We start from the raw sequence: 21,027 nt of genomic DNA on the forward strand, positions 1-21,027 counted from the left end.
GCCTAACATACCGTGTTTCATGCTGACGAATTTTATCAAAATTGCCTGGCGGAATCTGATTCGCAACAAAGCCTTCTCAGCGATCAACATCATTGGGCTGGCCCTTGGCCTGGCAACCTGCCTGCTCATCAGCCTGTTCGTGCTCGATGAACTTAGCTACGACCGCTTCCATGAAAAGGCGAATCGCATTGTCCGTGTTTTCTTTCGGGGATCCATGCAGGGCGGGAAGATGAACGAAGCCCATGTGATGCGGCCCGTTGCCCAAACCCTGAAAACGGATTATCCGGAGGTGCAGGAAGCAACCCGTTTGCGCATAGGTGGCTCGCCGTTCATCAGCTACGGCGATAAGACCTTTCGCGATGCCTCGCTCGTTTACGTCGACTCCAATTTCTTCCAGGTATTCACGTTCCCAATTCTTCAGGGAGATGCCAGAACGGCCCTGGTTCGCCCCAACACGGCAATTATTACGCAGGCATTGGCCCGTAAGTATTTCGGCAAGGCCAATCCACTCGGTAAGGTGCTTACGATCAAAAGCTGGAATACGACGTTTCAGGTGACGGGTATTATTGACCGGATACCCACAAACTCTCACATTCAGGCCGACTTTTTTGCCTCGATGGCGAGTTTTCCGGAGGACAAGGCACCCTCCTGGATGACGTCCGAATTTTTCACCTACCTAGTACTACCCCAAGGCTACGATTACAAACAACTCGAAGCCAAGTTGCCGCAGGTGGTGGACAAATACATGGGGCCGCAGATACAACAGTCGTTTGGCATGAGCATGGCCCAGTTCCGGCAGAAAGGCAATGATCTTGGCCTGTTTTTACAGCCGCTGACGGAGATTCACCTGTATTCAACCTTTGCCTACGACCTCTCCCCTCCCGGCGCCATTCAGTACGTTTACCTGTTCGGAGCGATTGCGCTGTTCATGCTGATCATTGCCTGCATCAACTTCATGAACCTGTCCACGGCCGGGGCTTCCAAGCGGGCGAAAGAAGTTGGGATTCGAAAAGTGCTCGGTTCCGTCAGGCAAAGCCTGACCAGCCAGTTTCTGATCGAGTCCATGCTACTCACAGGCATTGCGCTATTGATTGCCGTCGGTATGGTGTACGCATCGCTGCCCGCCTTCAACGCGCTGGCGGGTAAAACACTGGCGATCAATTTTCTAGCAAATGTCTGGCTCCTGCCAGGGCTATTATTGTTTGGCCTTCTGGTGAGTGTACTGGCCGGAAGCTACCCGGCCTTTTTCCTCTCGTCGTTCAGGCCGGTAGCCGTACTGAAAGGCACCAAGTTTACCGGCGACAGAAAGAGCATCAGCCTGCGGAGCGGACTCGTCGTGATTCAGTTTTTCATTTCAATCACCCTGATCGTTAGTACCACGGTGGTTTACCGGCAGCTTAGCTACATTCAACACAAAAAGCTAGGCTACAACAAAGACCAGGTGCTGGTATTACCGGAAACCTGGCTATTGGGCAAAAAAGAAGAGGTATTCCGCAGCCAGATCATGCAGGATCCGAATGTACTCAACGTCAGCACATCGGGTTACCTGCCCGCTGGCCCCAGCAACAATAACAACTTCATGGTTTACCCCGAAACGAACGCCACTCAACTGGTTAAAACGCTGCGGTACGATGTCGATTATAATTACATTCCAACCCTGGGTATGCAGCTGGCCACCGGGCGGAATTTCTCGCCCGCGTACGGTACGGATTCGACCAGCGTCATTCTGAATGAGACGGCGGCAAAAACACTGGGCTGGGGCGATAAGGCCATTGGGCACACCCTGACCAACACCAATAATGACGGCAATAAAGGCACGTACCGGGTTATTGGTGTTGTCAAAGATTTCCATTTCAAATCGCTGCACGAGCGTATTTCGCCCCTGGTCATGGTGTTGGGAAACAGTGCTGGCACAGTCATCGTAAAAGTAAAAACCAAAGACCTGACCGGCCTGCTGGCGAACCTGACGAAGCAATGGAATCAGCTGGCACCGGAGGCTCCATTCACGTACTCTTTTCTGGATGAACGCTTCAACGACACCTACCGGACCGAGCAAAAGATCGGGCAAATACTGGGCCTGTTCGCTGGAATGACCATTTTTGTTGCCTGCCTGGGCCTATTCGGTCTGGCCACGTTTATGGCCGAGCAGCGCACCAAAGAAATTGGTGTTCGTAAGGTGTTGGGCGCATCCGTGACCAGTATTGTCGCTTTACTTTCCAAAGATTTCCTGAAGCTGGTCGGTATAGCCATCGTGCTCTCGGTACCGGTGGCCTGGTACGTCATGGATCGCTGGCTACAGGACTTTGCCTATAAAATAGAACTGTCGTGGTGGGTATTTGCCCTGGCCGGCCTACTTGCGGTGGGCATTGCCCTGGCAACGGTAAGCTTCCAGAGCGTGAAAGCCGCTTTGATGAACCCGGTGAAATCGTTGCGGTCCGAATAAGGTGGCTCCGGCACACTGGTAGACCGGCAACCCTTTTTTTATCCTGTGCGTCAGCAATGCCAGTCAGTCAGGAGACGCGAAGGGCACCGGTCTACCAGTACCAGCGCGGCATCAATTCAATGTCCGCATAACGCGGCAGGGATTTCCGGCGGCAAATACGTTAGCAGGAATGTCTTTTGTAACGACGCTGCCTGCTCCGATGGTTGTATTGTCGCCAATGGTTACGCCGGGGCACACAATGACTCCGCCCCCTAGCCAGACGTTATCGCCGATGGTAATGGGCGCGGCCAACTCCGGCCCTTTGATGCGCTCGGCCGCAATGACGGGGTGGTAGGCTGCGTATAGCTGCACGTTGGGTGCACACTGAAAATTTATGCCGATGGTAATTTGGGCGCAATCCAGAAAGATACAGTTAAAGTTCAGAAACCCATTTGCGCCGATACTGATGTTTGACCCATAATCACAGTAGAAAGGCGGCTGTATATTCAGGTTGGCACCCATGTGGCCCAGCAACTGACCAAGAATGGCCTGTCGTTCCGGTTCGGCCTCGTAAGGTGTCCGATTAAACTCGGAGAACAATGTCCGGGCTTTGGCTCGCATGCTTAGCAACGTAGCGTCGCTGGCGTCGTACAATTCGCCGGCCAGCATCTTTTCCAGTTCTGTTTTCATTTCGTTGTGGTTTTGCCAGTAAACGTATAAGCCAGACAACTGTGTGTTTTGTAGCTTTCCCCCGAAAGCATCTGAATCGGTAAAACTATCTGTAGTCGCTATACGGTTGTCCGCAATGGTACAAAAACTTGTCCACATTCGGACATAGCGCACCACCCAAAATATTAATCTTCTGACTATAAGATACTTACCTATTTGGTACAACTTTTGGCGTAGTATATCTATTCTTAACGACCTTTAACCATAATCGCTCATGGTCCGCAATTACCTGAAAATCGCCTACCGAAATCTCTGGAAAAACCGCCTGTTCAGCATCCTGAATATTGTCGGTATGGGCGTAGGCATAGCCGCCGTCGGTCTGATGGTTCTATACGTGTGGCATGAACTGGGCTACGACCGGTTCCATACCAATGCCGACCGTATTTTTCGGGTTGTGCAGCATGCACAGTGGGCGGGCGGCAATCTGCAGCTTGCAACCACCTCGGCCCCGTTCGCCGATGCCCTGAAAAACGATTATCCTGAAATAGAAAAGATCGTTCGGATCAATAGCGAAGGTGGGGGGTTGATCACGTACCGGGATAAGAAAATTGAGGCCAACGACATTATGTTCACCGATCAGTCGGTGTTCGATGTTTTCACATTGCCGTTTCTTTACGGCAATCCGGCAACGGCCCTGACTCAACCGCAACACATTGTCCTGACCAGGACTCTGGCCGAAAAACTATTCGGCGATCCCGCCAAAGCCCTCGGGCAGACAATCGAATTCAGCAATCACTTTCCCAATACCGTAACGGGTGTCATTGCCGATGTACCAACAAACTCCCATGTTCAATTCAGTGCCTTGCGGTCGCTTCCCGCCAATTATACCGACGGCTGGCAGAATTTCAACCTGTACACTTATGTATTGCTCCATAAAGGAAGCGACTACAAAACCCTGGAAGCTAAACTGAGCGGCTTCTTTCCCAAATACCTAAAGAAGGAAATGGGTGAACTGACGTACCGAATGGAACTGCAGCCGTTGCCTTCCATTCACCTGCATTCACATCTGGACTACGAAATCGGGGCCAACGGCAGCAGCCAGACTGTCTATATGTTTGCGCTTGTAGCCGCCCTGATTCTCCTGATTGCCAGCATCAATTACGTGAATCTGTACACGGTTCGGTCAATGAGCCGTATGCGTGAAGTGGGCGTTCGAAAAGCGATTGGCTCGCAACGTAGTCAACTCGTGGGGCAATTCATTACCGAGTCGGTCCTAATGGCGCTACTCGCCAGCCTGGCTGGTCTGATGCTCGCTAACGGCGCGTTACCCCTGTTCAATGAACTGGCCGAAAAATCTCTTTCACTGACTTCTTTCGGACCCTGGCCGATGCTGGCCGTGGCATTCCTGTTTGCCGTCTTACTAGGTGCCGGTAGTGGCCTTTATCCGGCTCTGTTTCTGTCGGGCTTCCGAACGGTGGTGGCATTAAAAGGTCAGGCAGGCAGCCAAGTAGGTGGTATCGGATTTCGGCAGGCCCTGGTCGTTTTTCAGTTTGTCGCAGCGGTGGGATTAATTGCCTGTTCGTGGGTTATTTACCGGCAGATGGACTATGTTCTGCATAAAGATCTGGGCTTCAACAAAGGTCAGGTCGTCACGTTTCATCTGGAAAGTGAAGCCCCGCGCAAACAGATTCAGGCGCTGAAGGACGAGTTACGAAAAAGCCCCCTTATCGAAGCCGTATCAGCAGCCAGTAATCCTATTGGCAATAACAACATTGGTACGAAGGGGATGATTTTTGAGCAGAACGGTGTCATGACCGCCGGTTCGCAGGTGGTACAAAAATTCGCTGTCGATGCCGACTACCTGAATACCCTGCAAATCAAGCTCCTGGAGGGCCGTAGTTTTTCAGACTCATCTCCGGGCGACGCAACGGGTGCCGTATTAGTAAACGAAGCATTGGTCAAAAAAATGGGCTGGCAGAGCCCAATTGGGAAGCGGGTCAGGTCGTACGTCAGCCTAGACAAAGCCATTGAAGCGCAGGTCGTTGGCGTCGTGAAAGACTTTCACATCTATTCGCTTCAGCACAAGATCGAGCCACTGGTTTTGCAGATGCCCGACCCAGAGGAAAAGGATAACCTGTACGTTCGCATTCAATCCGGTAAAGCCACTGAAGCCCTGGCCTATATCCAAACGGTTTACCAACGATTCGACCCATCGGCCAGTGTAAGCTTCCACTTTCTGGATGAAAACTTTTCCCGGCAATACAGAGCCGAACAAAAGCAGGGACAGCTGTTGCTTTCATTCACGATTCTGGCTGTTTTTATCGCCTGCCTGGGTCTGTTTGGACTGGCTGCCTTAGCCGCCGAAGTTCGAACCAAAGAGATCGGGGTTCGTAAAGTGTTAGGCGCATCGGTGGCCAGCATCGTGTCCCTGCTCTCCAAAGATTTCCTCAAACTGGTGGTCATGGCCATTGTAATTGCCACACCCATTGCCTGGTACGCCATGAGCCAATGGTTACAGAGCTTTGCTTATCGAATAGAGCTGGAGTGGTGGGTGTTTGCCCTGGCAGGCTTACTGGCCGTCAGCATTGCGCTCATAACAGTAGGATTCCAGAGCGTAAAAGCGGCCCTGATGAACCCGGTCAACTCGCTGCGCTCCGAATAACGGACGCAAAGCCGCAAAGGGTTGCGGCTCTACGCTAGTCCATTCATTCGTCCACTCGCCATTGGTTAACAATACCGTAACAGAGTTAACTGATTCATTCTGTTTACGTGGGGCGACAATACGCACCTTTTAAAAGCAGGACTGAGCATCGATGCTCAGTCCTGCTTTCATATTTAGGTAACGCGACAGGTTACATCCCGTTACTATCACTGAGTAGATTTCTATAGCTAACTGATTTTCTTGAGAGTATAAGTCACGGCTAATCAACGGCTTATTATCTAATTGTTAATAGACCGGACGAATTTGCCTGCTTAGTTTGTCACTTGTAGTATTGTTCATTTATTCTTCACTAACCAAGCTACTTATGAATCGATTTTACGCAGCCCCACCCCCGTTGAGGTTATTCATTACCACTTGCCTGCTTGTCCTGATTGCCCTTCAGACTCCACTGGTTTACGGGAACGGGCGGCCATTCGAGCAGCCGAAAACGGCCGATATCCTGGTAAAGGGCCGGATTAAGGATGCCCTCACCAACGAGTCACTAACGGGTTGTACCGTTGTGATCAAAGGAAGCCAGCGCGGCACCACCACCAATGCCAATGGCGACTACTCGATCTCCGTACCGAACGAGAATGCTGTACTGGTTTTCGGTTTTATCGGTTACGAAAAGCAGGAAGTTGTCGTGGGTAACCGCACCATACTCAACATAGAGCTGAAGTCCGAAGCATCCGAACTGTCGCAGGTGGTCGTTGTTGGTTATGGCAGTACGACCAAGAAAGACGTGACGGGCGCGGTGAAATCTCTGAAAAGTACCGAGTTCAACAAAGGCATTATTAACTCACCGGAGCAGTTGCTGCAAGGTAAAGTATCCGGCGTTAACGTCACCTCGGCCAGTGGTGAGCCCGGCAGCACCCAGTCGATCACGATTCGCGGGCCAGGGGGCGTCCGGACCGGTAGCACACCCCTTTTTGTCCTGGACGGCCTGGCTCTCGACAATTCAAGTACGGGCGGGGTAACCAATCCCCTGAACTTTTTGAACCCGCAGGATATTGAGTCGATCGACGTGCTGAAGGATGCATCAGCAACGGCTATTTACGGGTCACGGGGTGCCAACGGCGTGGTACTGATCACGACCAAGAAAGGCAAATCGGGCGTATCGACGCTTACCTATTCGACCAGCTATGGCATTTCTACCCTGACGCGTGCGCTGCCCGTTTTCTCGGCTGACGAGTTCCGGCAGCAGGTACCCCTGGTCGGCGGTGTTCTCGACGATCAGAAGAGCAACACCGACTGGCAGAAAGAGATTACCCGAACGGCCTACACCAAGAACCATAACCTATCGCTGGGTGGCGGTTCGGAGAAAACGACGTTCTACGGTTCGTTTGGGTTGCAGAATCAGGATGGTATTCTGAAAGGTAGCCAGATGAACCGGTACACCGGCCGCATCAATATTTCGCAGAAGATGCTGGAAGATCGGCTGACCATCGACGCTAACCTCAATGCCGCGTATACCAACAACCAGCGGCCGCTTATCGAAACCATGATCGGTAGTGCCATTTCGAACAACCCGACGTATCCGGCTTACGATGCCACGGGCAAACCGGCTCAATACCAGTCGATCACGAACCCACTGACAACCTTACAGTTGAATCAGGACATTACCAACATCACCCGGATCGTGGGTAGCATCTCGCCCTCGTTCCGGATTATCGACGGGCTGGTGTATAAACTGAATTTCGGGATCGATAACTCCAGTTCGGTGCGGAATCAGCAATCGCTGCCCAATACGGTACCGTTTCAGGATGGCCGACTGGAAACGACGTACACCTACAACAACAACCGGCTGATTGAGAACTACCTGACGTACACCCGCAACCAGGGCGATCATAACCTGACGGCACTGGTTGGGCATTCGTACCAGAAATTCTCGTTGCAGGGCCGTTCATCGAGTATCAACAAATTTCCTATTTCGGACATTCAGCCGATCTATAATCCGGGTCTGGGACAGGACCTGACCCTGGCCAACAACAAGCCGACGGGTTATGCAACCCTCAACGAGTTGCAATCCTTTTTCTCCCGCGTCAATTACCAGTATAAGGACAAATATTTGTTGACGGCTACCGTCCGGGCGGATGGTTCCTCCAAGTTTGGTTCGAATAACAAATACGGCATTTTTCCGTCGTTCTCGGCAGGCTGGCGTTTGTCGGAAGAAGCATTCATGAAGTCGTCGCCGTTCAGTGATCTGAAACTACGGGCGGGCTGGGGCCGGACCGGTAATCAGGAAATCCCCTCCAAGATCACCCAGGCGTTATTTACCTCGCAGGTATCGGCCTCAACCAGTTACCCCCTGACGGCTACGGGCTCTTACCCGGCGGGAACGTCGTATGCCCGGCTGGCCAACCCCGACATTCAATGGGAAACATCGGACCAGACCGATGTAGGACTGGACTTTGCTTTATTTAACGGCGCTATTTCCGGCGGCATCGATTATTTCCGGAAAGTGTCCAGTAACATCCTGCTCGAAGTCATTCCGGCCGATCCCGTTCAGCCGGCGGGTACATTCTGGACCAACGTGCCCGCTATGACCATTACCAACAAGGGACTTGAGATGGAACTGATGTACCATTACATGGCCAAAAGCGGTTTCCGGTTCGATGTGGGTGGTAACGTCACGTTTATCAACAACGTCGTCAACAACTCGCCGTATTCGGTTATTGCGTCGGGATCGGCGCAGGGATCGGGTCTGACGTCGGCAACGATCAATGGCTACGTAAACGGCCAGCCCATCGGCACGTTTTTCCTGAAAGAATTTACAGGTTTTGACGACAAAGGCATCAGCACCTACCGCGATGTGGACGGCAACGGATTAATTACGGACAAAGACCGGATTCCGGCCGGAAGTGCGCTGCCTACGAAGCAGTTCAACGTTAACGCCAGTTCGTCGTTCAGAGGGTTCGATTTGTCGGCCAACTTCAATGGTGTGTCAGGCAACAAGCTCTACGACAACACGGCCAACTCCAGCTTCTACAAACTGCGTCTGTCGAAAGGGCTCAACACCACGCCGGAGGCCATTGCCAACGCTAATGAATCCGTCAACAATCCAGCGCCTGTTTCGACGCGCTACCTGAAAAATGGCTCGTTTTTCCGCCTGAACAACCTGTCGCTGGGCTATACGGTTAACACAAAGGCGCTGGGTATTAAACGGTGGGTGTCGGGCTTACGCGTGTCGGTAACGGGCCAGAACCTGTTCGTGATCACGAAATACGACGGGTACGATCCGGAGGTCAATACCGACCGCACCGTTAACGGCATATCCTCGTACGGGATTGACTACCTGAGTTATCCCAAAGCAAGATCGGTCGTTTTTGGCCTGAACCTGACGCTCTAATCCGTAAAAAATCATGAAGACGAAACTACCTATTTTGCTGACCCTGGTCGGCATCCTGTTCATAAACGGCTGTACCAATCTGAACGAGGTCATTCTGGACGAAACCTCCGCCACGGGCCTTTCCGACAGACAGGCAGCCGATGGTATTATTGCGCCGGTGTATGCTCGTTTGCCCGATATTTTCCTGCATACCAACTACTTTAACGTGCAGGAAATTTCGACCGACGAAGCCATTCTGCCTTACCGGGGTGGCACCGACTGGGGCGATAATGGTATTTACATTGCCATGCACCAGCACACACACACCAGTACCGACCCAAACATTGGCAGTACGTGGGGATTCATTTTACAGGGAATTTCCAGGTCCATTACGGCCATTAATACCCTGCCAACGCTCAATGACGTTTCGGCCAAAACCTACCTGGCCGAAGCACGGGGCATGCGCGCCTACTACAATATGCTGGCGTTCGACCTGTTCGGGGTTGTCTTTGTGAAAGACGATTTGGGCGCTACGTCGGTTATTCTGCGGGATGAGAAAGCACTGGACTACCTCAAAAGCGAATTTCTGGCTGTTGAACCCAACCTGGAAACCACCGTTGGACCGGGTCGCCTGACCAAGGGAGCCGTTTGGGGATTGCTGGCCCGGCTGTATCTCAACTCGGGCGTGTATCGGGACCGGTTTGCCGCGTCGTTTACGTTCCGATCTGACGATATGGACAAGGTTGTGGAGTACTGCGACAAGATCATTTCGTCGGGACAGTACCAGTTGTCGAACGATTTCTTTTCCATTTTCGGTTCGAACAACCACGACAACAAGGAGCTGATTTTCGCCGTCGATCAACGGGCCGATCTCAATGGGCACAATCGGTTGGCGTACTTCTCCATATCCGGCGATCAGTTCCCCATTCCGGCTTACCCGGCGGCTAATGGTACCGACGGTCCCGCCATCACCCCGGATTATTACCAGACCTGGGCAACGGCTTATGCGCCCAAAGATCCAACGGTCGATCCGCGCTTCTACAAGCAGAATTTAACCATTTACTCCAACCCAGCCGATTCGTGCGTGGCCGAAGCGGACTTCAATATCAACCGGGGTATTCTGCGCGGCCAGCAGTATGGTCTGCTTCGGAAGAACGGGGTTTTCCTGAAATGTCCGGACGGGAAGTTTAAAGTCGGGAAGCTCTTCAACGATACGCGCAACAAGCCTACGCTCCCCGTGAACTTTACGGAGCAGATTGATTATACGGTGGCAGGCAGCAACCACAACACAGGGTATCGGGTGGAGAAATACGAGTTTAGCAAGAAATCGGTCAGCGGCCGTAACTTCGGTGAAGCCGACATTATTATTCTTCGTCTGGCCGACATTTACCTAATGAGGGCCGAAGCCAAACTCCGTAAAAGTGGCGATGCCGCCAGTGCGCTGGCCGATGTTAATACCGTTCGGGCGGCCCGGACGATAACGACTCCCGCACCAGCCCTCACGTCGATGTCGCTCGACCTGCTCTTTCGCGAACGGGGCTTCGAGTTGTACTGGGAAATGGTTCGGCGCACAGACATGATTCGCTTCGGCAAATACGAAGGAACCTGGACCGAAAAAACCAATACCGACAGGCTGAAACGGGTTTTCCCAATTCCGCAGACGGCCATCGATGGCGCGTCTAATCTACCCGGCTATCTGAAGCAAAACGATAGCTATTAAGCCCAACAGATCCGCCTGTTCTGGTCTATTCATCGGGATGTCCGCTGTCGTACAAATTTTGTCCGAAAGCGGACATCCCCCGTTTACACCACACAATAACTTATTGATTAACAAAAATTTACACAACTGGCACGATGATGGATAGCGTAAATCGAATCACCTGATCTACTCATTGCCGATACGATGAAAACGCTCTTTACGCTGTTATTGCTTACGGTTGGTTTCGGCGCGTTGGCACAACGTTCGTCCAGCAAACAAATAACGAACGATGGTCGACAACTCCGCATCCGGGTAGACATTGAGCAGCCCGATTATTCTGTTCACTACCGTCGATTGTTCGACGTAACTGACATGGACGAAAGCGCCATAAAAGCGCTGGAGAATCACATTATCGATTCACTGGATATGGCCTCTTCCAGCAATGCAACGGTACGAGTTGGCAAGTCAACCCACGAAAACCAGCGCACCAGAAAAACCACGGAGGAGCGTGTCACCTATTCGTCAAATTCCGCTGATGCACCCTATCACCAACTGGAAGCCAGCACCAGTTCGTCACTGTCTCCCGCTAGCGTTTTTCCGTCCTCGGTGTTGGTCCGGGAAGATAAAGAGAACGGTCGTTTGTGGATGCAGTACACCTTTCAGAAAGATGGCGATGAACTGGTTATCGAACGAACAGCCAACGTTATCGGCAAAACGGAACGCGAAAAACAAGCGATCATCCGGGAGACCGAACGCAGCTTCGGCATTAAAACCGGCAATCAATAAAATTAGTAGAAAATTTAGCCCGGCATTCTTACCGCTATGTCATACATCGCCATCCCTATCTCCTCATTACCGGGTAAACAGGATATTGAAATCGACGTGACAATCAATGGGCAAAAACAGGCACTTCACTATCGTGTCGAACTGTTTTACTGGGGCGATTGTCGGGTACCGACCTTTGATCGGGTTGAGTGCATCCAGCAGTTACTTGCCGATTACGACCGGGACTGGGCCCTCTACTACATCGGTGCACCAACGGATGACTTCGTCCCCATTACATTCGTCAGAAAAGAGGACCTGGTCAAACAGCGGACTTTGCTGAGAGCCTATTCCTGAAACCAAACCGCAGATCCTAACTAAGCCAACGAAGAATAAGCCTGACTGATAGCCACTTTATCGACTATCGGGCAGGCTTACTCTGACTATACTATACAGGAAAACTTTATATCTGACTCATCTGCCTGTCAGTAGGTACTCATCCCAAAACCAACATAGCAAACTATTAAATTTTTTTTACGAACATATGGCTGGTGTTTATACCAGCGCGGGGTTAGAGTCTTACGCCAGTATAGACGGCCTAAAGCCTGTTGACGACGAATTTACTATCAGCTTTGGTATGCATCAGGTACAGTTCGGCAGTTGACATAAATCCCTGTCTGTGAATTCATTGACCGAATTTTTAATTTATTTTTCTGCCTAAATTCAGTATCCACCCAGTGATTATGATGGCACACAGCCAAATTCTATCGCCGATATTATACCTAAGCGTAGTAAAAACCGGCGCGTTGGTAGTACACTGGAGAATGAAAAAAAATAGTACCTACTAACATTTTAAAAGTAACATATTAATTTATTCTATACCTTTATAAAAACTTATAGTTTACTTATTTGATAAATCATATACATGAGATTTAGTAGACTGATCGACAATACGTCCCGTATTACGTATTTGATGGGATGGGGCAATTACACCCGTGTGTTTCTGATCGACTCATCTCCGGAAGTGAATGCCACTACATTGAAAAAATGTGTTGACACGCTCCCCGGATTTATTCGATTGAGCAAAAGCCTGGCGGTTAATCCATGCCACGTTGCTCAGGTTCGCCGGAAGGGCGACCGCTGCGCCGACGTGCTGGTTAATGGCACCTGGCTACCGGTAAGTCGTCGGAGAGTGACCCCTGTGGTGAAGCACTTGCAGGAAATACAGGGTGCCCGCCTGAAGGGCCTGGTTCACTTTCGGGTGCTGAATCAACCAGGTGGGCCACAGAGACCAATGGTCTACAGTAGTCCAATAGCCTGATAGTATGACATACTAGTAGCTATTTATATTGATTGATAAGGGGTTGTGTCCTCGGCACATACAACCTCCCCGCCGACCCACTAAATGGGTTGAATACTATACTATTCCCTGAACCACTCTCTGTCCGGCATCGAACATATTATGTCCGCTGCCGGACAGAGAGTGGTTTTTTATTAACCAAAAATATCTCATAATCAGCAAGATATGCTACATGGCACGACACTTGCACTTCTATAGTAGGGTACCTTCAGACCAGCGCGGTGTTGAATTTGTGTACGTCATGCAACCTTACCCACAAGACAGGCATCTTTAGCGCATAACCGACTAAACACCATGAAACGCAACCAGTTTCTACTAACCCTATTGAGCGCCGGCACACTGGCACTGACATCGCTGGCCGGTACTCGCACCGAGGATCAGCCCCCCTACCAAGTCAAAACCTTCTCGGGCAAGATCAACGCCGTACGGGCCGAGACATCGGGCGGTAGCCTGACCATTGAAGGCGGAACCGACATGAATGCTAAAGTGGAGATGTACGTACGCGCCAATAACTGGAACGATCGGCTCGACAAAAGCGAGATTGAGGAGCGGCTCCGCGATTACGATATTACAATTGCGCAGGAAGGCAGTACTCTTGTGGCAACGGCCAAACGCCGGAACAACGACCGGGATTGGAAGAAATCGCTAAGCATCAGTTTCAAATTCTATACCCCCCGCAATGTTAACACCGACCTCCGTACCTCAGGCGGTAGCATTCACCTGGCAGCCCTCACCGGTAATCAGCGGTTCCGCACGAGTGGCGGTAGCCTGCATGTCAGTGATGTTCAGGGTAACCTAGATGGCCAAACGTCGGGTGGTTCCATCAGCATGGAGCACTGCCGTAACAGCCGGTCATCGAACATTGACCTTCAAACGTCAGGAGGCTCCATTGACGCGAGGGAGTCGACGGGTACCATGCGCCTGCATACATCGGGGGGCAGCATCCGGCTCACCGATTTAAAAGGTTCGATTGATGCGCAAACCAGTGGCGGCAGCGTTAACGGCAACGACATCGAAGGCGACATTAAAGCCAGCACATCGGGCGGATCAGTACGACTGAACAACGTAGCGGGTAGTCTCGACGCCAGCACCAGCGCCGGTAGCGTTGACGTAAGCCTGACCAGACTAGGCGAGTTTGTTCGTCTGAATACCAGCGCGGGCAACATCAACGTACGCATGCCCCTCGACAAAGGCATCAGCCTGAACCTGAGCGGCAACCGAATCAAAATCCCATTAAACAACTTCACGGGCGACACCGAAAAAGACCGCATCAAAGGCACCCTGAACGGTGGTGGCGTCGCGGTTACGCTTTCTGCCAGCAGCGGCAATGTGTATGTGAATCAATAGAACGATATAGGGTGTATGATGTATGGTAGAGTAGAGTAGAACGTCATATACCCTATAGCATACATCATACACCCTGACAAAGGCCATTCGTTTTTGTATCTTTACAAGACGTTTGATGCTTTTGCTGCTATGTTTCGCCTTTCCCAAAAACCGCCTTTTGCCAATCTGCTGCCTTCCTTCGAAGGTGACCTGTATTTCGACGATTCACCGCAGCATACGGCCCAACGGATTCTGTACGCAACCGATGCGTCCGTGTATCAGGAAATGCCCATTGCGGTGGCGCTACCCAAAACCGTAAGCGATATCAAACAATTGCTGCGTTTTGCCCGTCAACATGACCTGGGACTTATTCCCAGGGCTGCTGGAACCTCACTGGCGGGACAGGTAGTTGGGAGCGGCATTGTCGTAGACATCTCCAAGTATCTCAGTAAAATTCTGGACGTCAGGGCTGACGAGAGCTGGGTGCGCGTTCAGCCGGGCGTCATCCGCGACGACCTCAACGCCTTTCTGAAGCCTCACGGATTACTGTTCGGTCCGGAAACCTCTACCGCCAGCCGGGCCATGATTGGCGGCATGATCGGTAACAATTCCTGCGGCTTACATTCCATCATCTGGGGTACTACCCGAAACCACCTACTCGAAATAAAAGCCGTATTGAGCGACGGGGCCGAGGTAGCATTCGGGCCGCTCAACCGCCACCAGTTCGAAGCAAAGTGCCGGGGCGAAAACGTGGTAAGTCCACTCGAACAACGACTTTACGTTCAGTTCCGTGACTGGTTGTCAACCCCAGGCGTTCAGCAGCACATCAGCGACGGGTATCCTAAGCCAACCGTTACCCGCCGGAATACAGGGTACGCGCTGGATGCGCTTTTGCCGTTTTTCAAAACCGATTCATCTTCATTTGCGACTCAGGCGGAGAACGAACCAGAACCAACATTTAACTTCGCTCAGCTCATTGCTGGCTCGGAGGGCACCCTTTGCTTTATCACCGAGGCCAAGCTGAACCTGTTGCCGCTGCCGCCCAAAGAATCGGCGCTGGTATGCGCCCACTTTACCACCGTTCGGCAATCACTGGAGGCCAACCTGGTCGCGTTGGCGCATGGCTGCTCGGCCTCGGAGCTGGTCGATGATTACATTCTGCAACTTACCAAGACCAACATCGAGCAAACCAAAAACCGCACCTTTGTCGAGGGTGATCCGAAAGCCATTCTGATGGTCGAGTTCTTTGGCAACACCAGCGATGAGGTAGCGAAGAAAGCCGCCGATTTTACGTTGGCCCTTCGGCAGAAAGAACTAGGGTACGCTTACCCCACCCTGTTTGATACCGATACGCAGAAGCCCTGGGCGCTACGGAAAGCCGGGTTGAGTATTATGTATAACATTCCCGGCGACGATAAGCCAGCGAATGTTATCGAAGATACGGCGGTCGATGTGCACGACCTGCCTGATTATATCGACGAGCTGGACCGGATGGCCTGGGAACAGCATGGCCTGAAACTCGAGTATTCGGCCCATGCCGGCGCGGGCGAGATTCACGTTCTTCCGCTGATCAACCTTAAGTCATCAGAAGGACGCGCCACATTTCGGGCGCTGCTCATGGACACGGCGCAACTGGTCAAAAAATACGGGGGGTCGCTTTCGGGAGAGCATGGCGACGGTCGTTTGCGGGGCGAGTGCATCGCGTTTATGCTGGGTCCCGAAAATTTCCAGTTGTGCAAGGATGTCAAAGATCTCTGGGATCCGCACAACACCTTCAATCCCGGCAAGATCGTGAATACGCCCCCCATGAATGAGTCGTTGCGTTCGGAAGCGGACCGGGTCATTGCTCAGCCCAGCACGGTATTCGACTTTTCGAAAGATGGCGGCCTGCTGGAATTAGCGGAAAAATGCTCCGGCTCCGGCGACTGCCGTAAGACGGAAATCTCGGGTGGAACCATGTGCCCGAGTTACATGGCCACCCGGCGCGAACGGGATACCACGCGCGGGCGCGCCAATATTCTGCGGCATTTTTATACATCGCAGGAGAAACCATCCGATCACGATTATGAGGCTGTCAAAGACGTCCTCGACCTGTGTCTATCCTGCAAAGCCTGCAAAGCCGAATGCCCGTCGAGTGTAGACATGACCCGCATGAAAGCCGAGTTTACGCAACAGCAGTACCGCAAAATGGGCGTCCCATTACGGGCGCGACTGGTTGGCAATTTCACGAAACTCATGTCGCTGGCGAGTATAGCGCCCTGGACATACAATGCCCTTTACAACAACCCAACTCTCCGCCGGGCCGCTAACCGCGCCGTGGGGTTCCACCCCGACCGGACTATGCCGGAACTGGCGAAGGTGACCTTGCAAAAATGGTTTACGAGCCGGAGCGACAGGTTACCTCACTCAAGTAAGCAACTCCTGTTTTTCTGCGATGAATTCACCAACTACAACGACGTGCAGGTTGGGCAGAAAGCGATTCAACTGATGGAGCGGCTGGGCTATTCCGTAACCATTCCCGAACACGTAGAAAGTGGACGAACGTATTTATCGAAGGGGTTGGTTGATGACGCCAAAGCCATCGCCATTCGTAACGTGACGCTGTTGAAAGACCTCGTTACCGACGACAGCCCCCTGATCGGACTTGAGCCTTCGGCCATCCTGACTTTCCGCGATGAATACCCGCTGCTGGTTCCCGACAACCTTAAAAAGGATGCCGAACGAATTGCCCAAAACGTTTTCCTGTTCGAGGAATGGCTTGCCCGCGAAACCGACGCTGGCCACGTTGACCGAAGCCTGTTTACGACGACCGCTCAGTTGGTGAAAGTACACGGTCACTGTCATCAGAAAGCCCTCTCGTCCATGATTCCGGTCAAGCAAGTACTATCCCTACCCCCTAACTATACCGTTCAGTTAATTCCGTCGGGCTGTTGCGGCATGGCGGGCTCCTTCGGCTACGAAGCTGAGCACTACGACCTGTCGATGCAGATTGGCGAACTGGTTCTATTTCCGGCCGTCAGGCAAGCCGAAAAGGCTATTATCTCGGCAGCGGGCACCAGTTGCCGTCACCAGATCAAAGACGGTACGGGCCGGAAGGCCCAGCACCCCGCCGAGATTTTGTTTGATGCGCTGGCATGAATTCCTTTCCGGACAGGATTACAGGATGAACAATATTTTCCATTTAGTAAAAGCCGTCAAATCCCGTTCATCCTGTAAATCCTGTCCAGAAAACCTTTTCGCCTGCCGGTGGTTCTTCATAGACTTTAAACATTCACATAGTCATGGAAAACAACGCGAATCTCTCCGATGGAGCCAGACAGGCCGATACAGTCTCCAGCGAACATGCCGAAACAATGTTCGGTGCCGATCAGGCCGAAACCAATATGGTGAAGCTGGTAGATGGCAAATTAGTCTCTACCGGCGATACCGAAGCTGACGTTTCCGATGATATGCCCCGCATTCGGCTGGGTAGTGACGAGGAACGGGCTTTACAGGGCGACGACAAAAAGAAGTACGAGAACTCAGATGCGGCCTTACGGGCAGGCACGATGTTCGATCCGTCGGTTATGCCAAACGATCCCATCGCCGTTGGTGATATTACCGGAAACCCGGATGCGGGTTCTGACGTAAATACAGGTCTACTGTCCGAAGACAATCAGGATAAAAAGGAAACGTCAACCAATTCATTTGGCGGCTGGAACTTTATCGGAAACGGATACCCGACCGGCGATATGATTCCGCAAACACCGGGTGTTCCGGCACCGGGTGCTCCGGATCCCACACAACCCTCGCCGATCATTCCGCCAACACCTCCGACGCCACCAGTACCGGGTCCCGAAATTCCGGATCTTCCAGGCACGCCTAAACCAGCGGTACCCGAAATCCAGGAACCCGACCAGCCTGATCGCTCGCACGAAATCAACGCCCGTACGCTGACCACATTCACGTCGACACTGGGTGCTACGCAGACCGAGAATCGGGAGCCGGGTGAAGCCGGACCCGATGACGAAGGCATGAAAGACAAGCCTGACACAGGCGAATCGGCACATCCGTACGACGTTAATGCGAAAGATTCTCCTGCTAATCAGCCAGGTGAACGTCCGGAAGAAGCGAAGGAAGCACAGAAATTGCCCCGCGAACTGGCCGACGAAAGCAGTGTTACGGCACAGGATATGATTTCGGGACCCGATCGTTCGGACCAGAAATCGACCGACGGGCTGGACCGTAAGTACAACGATCCGGAAGCTGCCCGTGAGATGGCCAGCTAGGAATAGACTAGGACTATAATACATACCGGCGCGGCTGGAAAGTCAGGTGATAACGGGCTATAACAAGCATCTCATCACCTGACTTTCCAGCCGCATTGCGTTTTTACCTACATTAGGCAAAAATTCTAAACTACATGAAAAAGCTTTTTCTCCCCTGCCTGTTGCTCAGTGTCGTTGCCCTGGCAGCACCACCCAAATGGACTTCTTTGTTTGATGGCAAGACCATAAAAGGCTGGCACAGTTACCACAAAGAGGGTGTAGTAGGCTGGTCTGTCGAAGACGGAGCCATGACTCCCGACGGTACCGGCGGTGACCTCGTAACAGATAAGGAATACGAAAATTTTGACCTGGAATTCGACTTCAAAATTCCAAAAGGCAGCAATAGTGGCGTTGTCTACAAAATAATCGATAGCCCCGATATTAAATCAACCTATATGTCGGGACCGGAGTATCAGGTTATCGACGATAAAGGCTATGTAGACGCTGAAGGCAAGCCTTACAAGCTTAAGGATACCCAGATGACCGGTGCGAACTACGACATGATTCCACCGTCGGATTTCAACGTTGCCAAAGCCCCCGGCGAATGGAACAAAGGCCGTATTGTGGTTAACAAAGGCCACGTGGAGCACTTCCTGAACGGCAAAAAAGTAGTCGATTACCAGTATGGGTCCGACGACTGGAAGGCGCTGGTAACGAAAAGCAAATTTGCAAACTGGCCTTATGCGACACCCCACGCCAAAGGCAAGATTGCCCTGCAAAACCACAGCCCCAGAGAGCGCGTCTGGTACCGAAACATTCAGATTCGGGAATTGTAGTATTTGAATCTGTTTGATCTTCTGTTTGTGTAGCCTGATTTGTCATCCCTCCTTTGGTCGGGAGGACAAATCAGGTAATTACAGGTATGGCTGTAAACGCTTAAACAGGCATCTGGTACCCGTTTCGAGAATCGCACCAACAACCCGACCGCATGACTAAATGGTAAACCGGCAACCAGTCTACTGACCTGCCGTAACTCGCCCCGGCTCGCGAACATTGGCTCCGGTACGCTTCTGAATATCGTCTCCAAGGTCAGTACGGGCTTCTTCGGCAATTTTTTCCAGTTTCGCGACAACATCCGGGTGTTGCTCCCGAACGTCGTACCGCTCACCGGGATCACGACGCAGGTCATAAAGTGCCGTAGCAAATTCATGCGTTTCCGTGCTTGGGCCGGGTTGCCCGTTCTGACCCGGCAGGAAGCCTTCATACGTACGACCGGGATGAGCAAATACCAGTTTCCAATCGCCCTCCCGCACGGCTTCGAGGCTATTTCTGCGATAGTAATAGTAAAACTTATCACGGGGCGTCACGGTATTATCGCCTTTTAAGAGCGCGATCCAATCGACCCCATCAATTCGTTGTTTGGGCAATCGGGCTCCGCAAACGTTCGCTACTGTTGGTAGAATGTCCAGTGCCGTCAGCAGTTTGTTGCTTACCCGACCCGCTGGAACAACCCCCGGCCAGCGCACCAGACAGGGTACGCGATGCCCCCCTTCAAATGAGGTTCCTTTCCCCTCCCTGAAACCACCCGACGAACCCGCATGGTCGCCATAATTCAGCCAGGGGCCGTTGTCGCTGATAAAAATAACCAGTGTGTTTTTATCCAGACCCTGCTGCTTCAACTCACCCATGATTTGACCGATTGACCAGTCCAGTTCCATCAGCACATCGCCAAAGATCCCGCGCGCGCTCTTTCCTTTAAATTTCGCCGAAGCCGCCAACGGAACGTGCGGCAACGGATGTGGGACGTACAAAAAGAACGGCTTTTTCTTATGGTTTCGAATGAATGAGACAGCTCGTTTGGTAACAGTTTCGGTTATCTCACTGGCATCATCCAGATTCCTGATTTCCTGCTTTGGCTCGTTACCTTCAATCCAGCGCAGAGCCGGATACTGCGCCTTTTCCTGATTGGGATGCCGCGGCCACATATCGTGTGAATAGGGTACACCGTAATACTCATCGAACCCCTGTTGCAGCGGCAAAAACTGCTTATTATCGCCCAGATGCCATTTTCCGAATATACCCGTTGCATAACCGCGCTCCTTGAGCAGTTCAGCCAGGGTCTCTTCGTTTGGGTTCAGGCCAACAGGCGAGTTTGGCCCTAACGCGCCTGAAATACCCAGCCGATTGGGGTAACAACCTGTTAGCAAGGCTGCCCGCGACGCGCTGCAAACGGCCTGAGCCGCCAGGAAATTAGTAAATCGGGTCCCTTCGGCCGCCATCCGGTCCAGATTAGGCGTTGTATAATCAAGTGCACCAGTACAAGACAGATCGCCATAGCCCAGATCGTCCATGAAAAACAGGACAACATTAGGCGGGGTTACGGGAGCCGGTTTCCGGACCCAGGCGGTAATGAGCAGGCCAGCGCCTGCCAGCAGAAGCGCACTATATAAAAGACGAAAAGGGCGTGTAAGCATCATTACATGAATCTAATTATTAAAAAAAGTACGCGCGGG

General features: G+C 52.0%; 13 protein-coding genes. 11 read left to right on the forward strand and 2 right to left on the reverse strand.

Going from position 1 to position 21,027, the window contains the following annotated elements; translation table 11 throughout:
- The first annotated feature begins 19 nt into the window (after window positions 1–19).
- Complete coding sequence (locus ACYU87_RS13135; protein ID WP_461134540.1) at window positions 20–2,443, forward strand: ABC transporter permease; 2,424 nt, start codon at window positions 20–22, stop codon at window positions 2,441–2,443.
- A gap of 111 nt (window positions 2,444–2,554) precedes the next feature.
- Here the strand turns inward: ACYU87_RS13135 and ACYU87_RS13140 are convergent, their stop codons facing one another.
- Window positions 2,555–3,112, reverse strand: a complete 558-nt coding sequence (locus ACYU87_RS13140; RefSeq protein ID WP_461134541.1) for a sugar O-acetyltransferase — start codon at window positions 3,110–3,112, stop codon at window positions 2,555–2,557.
- Window positions 3,113–3,365: 253 nt separating this feature from the next.
- Between ACYU87_RS13140 and ACYU87_RS13145 the strand changes: the two genes are divergently transcribed.
- The 10 genes from ACYU87_RS13145 to ACYU87_RS13190 all read left to right on the forward strand — a co-directional run bounded on the left by ACYU87_RS13145 (window position 3,366) and on the right by ACYU87_RS13190 (window position 19,350).
- The gene (locus tag ACYU87_RS13145; RefSeq protein WP_461134542.1) at window positions 3,366–5,753 is read left to right on the forward strand and encodes an ABC transporter permease; all 2,388 of its coding nucleotides are present in this window, start codon (window positions 3,366–3,368) and stop codon (window positions 5,751–5,753) included.
- Between the two features lie 364 nt (window positions 5,754–6,117).
- Window positions 6,118–9,141 carry a SusC/RagA family TonB-linked outer membrane protein gene (locus ACYU87_RS13150; protein WP_461134543.1) on the forward strand — a complete coding sequence of 1,008 codons (3,024 nt, stop codon included), beginning with the start codon at window positions 6,118–6,120 and terminating at the stop codon, window positions 9,139–9,141.
- A gap of 13 nt (window positions 9,142–9,154) precedes the next feature.
- Entirely contained in the window at window positions 9,155–10,840 is a 1,686-nt protein-coding gene (locus ACYU87_RS13155; protein ID WP_461134544.1) for a RagB/SusD family nutrient uptake outer membrane protein, read from the forward strand.
- Between the two features lie 183 nt (window positions 10,841–11,023).
- Complete coding sequence (locus tag ACYU87_RS13160; RefSeq protein ID WP_461134545.1) at window positions 11,024–11,605, forward strand: hypothetical protein; 582 nt, start codon at window positions 11,024–11,026, stop codon at window positions 11,603–11,605.
- Window positions 11,606–11,641: 36 nt separating this feature from the next.
- Window positions 11,642–11,938 (forward strand): hypothetical protein, encoded by a 297-nt coding sequence (locus ACYU87_RS13165; RefSeq protein WP_461134546.1) that lies wholly within the window; start codon window positions 11,642–11,644, stop codon window positions 11,936–11,938.
- Between the two features lie 568 nt (window positions 11,939–12,506).
- Window positions 12,507–12,902: a LytTR family transcriptional regulator DNA-binding domain-containing protein gene (locus ACYU87_RS13170; RefSeq protein WP_461134547.1), complete on the forward strand. Its 396-nt coding sequence runs from the start codon at window positions 12,507–12,509 to the stop codon at window positions 12,900–12,902.
- A gap of 333 nt (window positions 12,903–13,235) precedes the next feature.
- Window positions 13,236–14,288, forward strand: a complete 1,053-nt coding sequence (locus ACYU87_RS13175) for a DUF4097 family beta strand repeat-containing protein (protein WP_461134548.1) — start codon at window positions 13,236–13,238, stop codon at window positions 14,286–14,288.
- A 129-nt stretch (window positions 14,289–14,417) separates the two neighbouring features.
- Window positions 14,418–17,405, forward strand: coding sequence for an FAD-binding and (Fe-S)-binding domain-containing protein (locus ACYU87_RS13180; protein ID WP_461134549.1), 2,988 nt, complete (start codon window positions 14,418–14,420; stop codon window positions 17,403–17,405).
- A gap of 143 nt (window positions 17,406–17,548) precedes the next feature.
- Window positions 17,549–18,535, forward strand: a complete 987-nt coding sequence (locus ACYU87_RS13185) for a hypothetical protein (protein WP_461134550.1) — start codon at window positions 17,549–17,551, stop codon at window positions 18,533–18,535.
- A gap of 134 nt (window positions 18,536–18,669) precedes the next feature.
- Window positions 18,670–19,350 carry a 3-keto-disaccharide hydrolase gene (locus tag ACYU87_RS13190; RefSeq protein ID WP_461134551.1) on the forward strand — a complete coding sequence of 227 codons (681 nt, stop codon included), beginning with the start codon at window positions 18,670–18,672 and terminating at the stop codon, window positions 19,348–19,350.
- A 180-nt stretch (window positions 19,351–19,530) separates the two neighbouring features.
- Here the strand turns inward: ACYU87_RS13190 and ACYU87_RS13195 are convergent, their stop codons facing one another.
- Window positions 19,531–20,991, reverse strand: coding sequence for a sulfatase family protein (locus ACYU87_RS13195; protein WP_461134552.1), 1,461 nt, complete (start codon window positions 20,989–20,991; stop codon window positions 19,531–19,533).
- Between the last annotated feature and the right edge of the window lie 36 nt (window positions 20,992–21,027).

It is taken from the genome of Spirosoma lituiforme (assembly GCF_054776635.1).